Raw genomic sequence first — 3,288 nt, 5'->3', positions numbered from 1 at the left:
CCGCTGCAGAAGCGTCGAAGGAATCGCGGAGGTACGGTTGACCAGACGTGGACGGCTCATCGGTTTTCCAACCGAGTGAGCAGCCACTTCGCCGTGGCTTCGGCGAGGCCCGCCTTCCAGCGACCATCGGCGAAGCGCGTCATGTGGACGGTCATGTCGGGCCAGTTCAGGTTCGTCGCTATGGCTCCAGAGCGAATCCGTTCCATGAACCAGCGGTATGCTTGGCCGGCAGGGGAGTCGGACGGCACGGGGGCATTATCGAATTCGCGCAATTGCACCGTGGAAAGGTGCAGGGGATTCCAGGGCCTACCTAGAGGCTCGCCATGTTCACGCCTGAGCTCCAATTCGGCAGAGGCCAGTGGACGGCCAGCCTCACGTACTGAGAGCAGTCGGCAGTTTCCTCGGTAGGCGGCCTGGTCGTAGCTATCGATGCAATGGGCCAGCGCGATATGTTCGGCATAGAGATCGGCAGGGCAGCGGAGCTCGACGATCTGCAGGCCATTGGGGCAAGCGATAAGGCCGACAGGCAGCATTCCCTCCCAGGTGGTGTACTCGTCGGTGTCGACCAGATCGGGCAGGCTGCTCTGTACTGTGGCGCGCAGTTCCCTCTGGACCTGGTGGTAGTCGTCCACCAGGTTGCCAGCCTGTCGGTAGGTACAATGACCCAGATACGCCTTCAGGGCACTGCGCGCCTGCCGAACAACCTGTGAGTTCCCCTGGTCGAGGGCGGTATAGAACTCCTTGATATCTCTCAGCCGTGCAGTGATTGCAAGCCATGCCGGATCCTGCCAATCAGACGGGCAGCCGTTGAAGAGACGGTTGTAGTCGGGCTTGGCGTTGTGAACTTGCCAAGGGATCGCATTGTAGGCGGCATAGAATGCTGTCCATTGAGCGCGAGTGATCGGCCGCCGGTTACCTAGCGATGCTGCCATAAGGAGAGTATGCCATCCCGAATATCGGCCTTCCCGTTTGCGATGGAAGAGAGCTCCTCCCGCACGGCCGGGACTGACGTGACTAAGAAATCGAATCGAGGCCCGTGGCGCCTGAAATAGCCAGGCGAAAAAGTTGATGACCGAAATCCCTTCGTCCGCGACCTGCCCAAGAATACGGCCCATATCGAGGCTCAAGTCGCATGGCACGGCGGCGGCCTGCGGTCGTTCACTGTCAAGCAGGGAAAAAGGGCAAGGAAGGAAATGGCAGATGCTCTCGCCGTTGTCGTTGGTCGTCGTGTGAGGCCAGACTCCCTCCTCGCAATCCACCAGTAGCGGCGTCAAGACCGGCTGAGCCTTCAGCATTTGCAGCCGGCGCACCTGGTCGCCTTGAGCCAGCCAGTTGTAGAGCTGGGGCGAGAGACAGCGAACCGAGCGGATGGCGAACAGCAGGTCTTGGTCCAGGACCTGTCTGAAGGTTCGCAAGACCGCTCCGATCTGCTTCAGGTAGAACCGGCGTCTCGGTGAGTAGTATCGATTGTGGCTGACTGATGGATACTGACTCTTGGGGAATGAGCCGAGGTCCTGCCGCGCTAACTGAGTGGCCAACCCCTGTGCCCTCTGGGTGTAGGAGCTGAGCACAGGAACGGCATTGTCGAACTTCTGGAGGCGCTGCAGCAGCTTCAACGCTCCGGCTGGGGAGGGTGCGCTTGCTGGGACACGATGGGCAGGCCTGCACTCCCACGCACCGATCAGTTGACCGTCGAACACCTGGAGCAGTGGCCCTGCACGCATGATGGTGTAACGCACACCGTTGTCAGCAGCGACGGTGATGCACCAGCACCTGGTTGTAGAGGTGCTGCGCAGGTAGTGACGGATGAACTTGGTTCGAGCTGTCCCTGCGAGGGAAAAATGGGTTGCCCAGGTGTTGGCAACGGCGAGCTGCCGCTCGCTGTAGCGGGCCAGGGATGGATCCTGTAGCGGCCCGCTAGGGGAGGCATTGTCGAGTGGTACCACGCGCTTGCTCCTGTGTAAGCGAGTAGCACTGTGGCCGGTTGGTGTGCTTCGGATCGATGGGAAATGTTCAGGCCACGCGGCCTGAATTTTCTTGCAGGTCTGACCGCGAGCTCAGCCTGAAATGAGACATTTCAGCCTTGCCTTCCTGCCTCGCGGTTGCTCTTCAGATGGTTTTCTCCGAATGAGGTCGATGAGTTGCTCCCTCGCTTGGGCTTCGTTCAGGGATATTTCCTCCTGGGTCTTGAGGTTCAACCAGTTCAATGTGGTCTGGTAGGTGTCCATCTTCCAGCCTGCAGTATCTTCCCGACCCAACTGCACGCGCTCCGGATGAACTTGTACAGGCAGCCCTTGTAGCAGGACCTGTTGCCGGAGTTGCCCGTACAGGCGGTAGAAGGCGTCGTTGACCTGGTAGTGGTTGAGCGTCACGTCGTGGAGCTGGCTCTTCTGCTGCTCGGCCAGGAAGAATCGAGCAATACAGGTACGGTGGTTGCCGTCGGAGCCGACGTAGAAATTCAAGCCATCGAGCGTGTTGTAGTGGATCGCGGGCCTGCGCTCCGTTGGCTGCAGGTAGTAGCTCGGGTTGTCCAACAAGGCCTGCAGGTTTCGCTGCATTCGCTTGCCGCCAGTGAGGAAGTCGAGCCAGGACCTTCCCCGGTAGTCTTTGCGGTCGGTACCCACGACGCGGAACACATTGATCGATCCCGTCTCGGTCCAGTAGTGGCTTTGAAGGAAGGCGTGCTTTTCCTGGGGGTAGGCTTCCTCCCATGACAGCAGGACCTCAGAGGCCCAAGCTGGCGGTTGCTCGACTTGCCTGCGCACAAAGTCGAAATTGAGGTTCCTGTCGGTGCTGGTTTGCATGTTCATGTATTACCTATAGCCCGCGCGGGTTGTCGAAGTCAGGTCGGCCGCTCTTGGTGAGGTAGCTGACTTTGCAGCCGGTGGTGCGATAGCCGCTGCAGCCCCAGAAGTCGAAGCCGCTCTTGCCGGCTTTCTTGCGGCGGACCAGGGGCAGACCGCACTTGCCGCAAAGGAAGTCGCTGGTCGGCGCCGAGGAGATACTGGCGGTGGAGCTTGCGCGTGGTTCGTCCTGTGCGCTGGGGAGCGCGCGGAGTGTCTGCAGCTCTGTCTGTAGTAGCTGGTAGAACTGCTGGACCACGTTCATGTAGGTATCCTCGCTGTTGGCGATCCGGTCCAAGGCGACCTCGAGGTTGCGGGTGAAGTCGAGGCTGAGGAAGCTGAAGTTGTGCTCCAGGAGCGCGATGGTGGCCTCTCCCAGCTCGCCGGGGATCAGGCTTCGCCCCTTCATCTGCACCTGGCCCTTGTCGATGATGTTCTTCACGAT

2 protein-coding genes and 1 pseudogene are annotated in these 3,288 nt (G+C 60.1%); all 3 read right to left on the bottom strand.

Features of this window, described 5'->3' with window-relative positions; translation table 11 throughout:
- Positions 1-56: 56 nt before the first annotated feature.
- Positions 57-1,946, bottom strand: coding sequence for a hypothetical protein (locus JHD77_RS31665; RefSeq protein ID WP_191519263.1), 1,890 nt, complete (start codon positions 1,944-1,946; stop codon positions 57-59).
- Between the two features lie 111 nt (positions 1,947-2,057).
- Entirely contained in the window at positions 2,058-2,804 is a 747-nt protein-coding gene (locus JHD77_RS31660) for a hypothetical protein (RefSeq protein WP_223723588.1), read from the bottom strand.
- Positions 2,805-2,817: 13 nt separating this feature from the next.
- Positions 2,818-3,288 (bottom strand): annotated as a pseudogene (locus JHD77_RS31655) (DNA topoisomerase I); the annotation flags it as partial.

The sequence above is a fragment of the Pseudomonas sp. P20 genome, from assembly GCF_016463925.1.
GTDB lineage: Bacteria > Pseudomonadota > Gammaproteobacteria > Pseudomonadales > Pseudomonadaceae > Pseudomonas > Pseudomonas aeruginosa.
This window is presented reverse-complemented; position numbering and strand designations above follow the sequence as displayed.

Coding starts and splice junctions, on each gene's coding strand:
- JHD77_RS31660 (WP_223723588.1), bottom strand. CDS start 2,804: ATGCAAACCAGCACCGACAGGAACCTCAATTTCGACTTTGTGCGCAGG.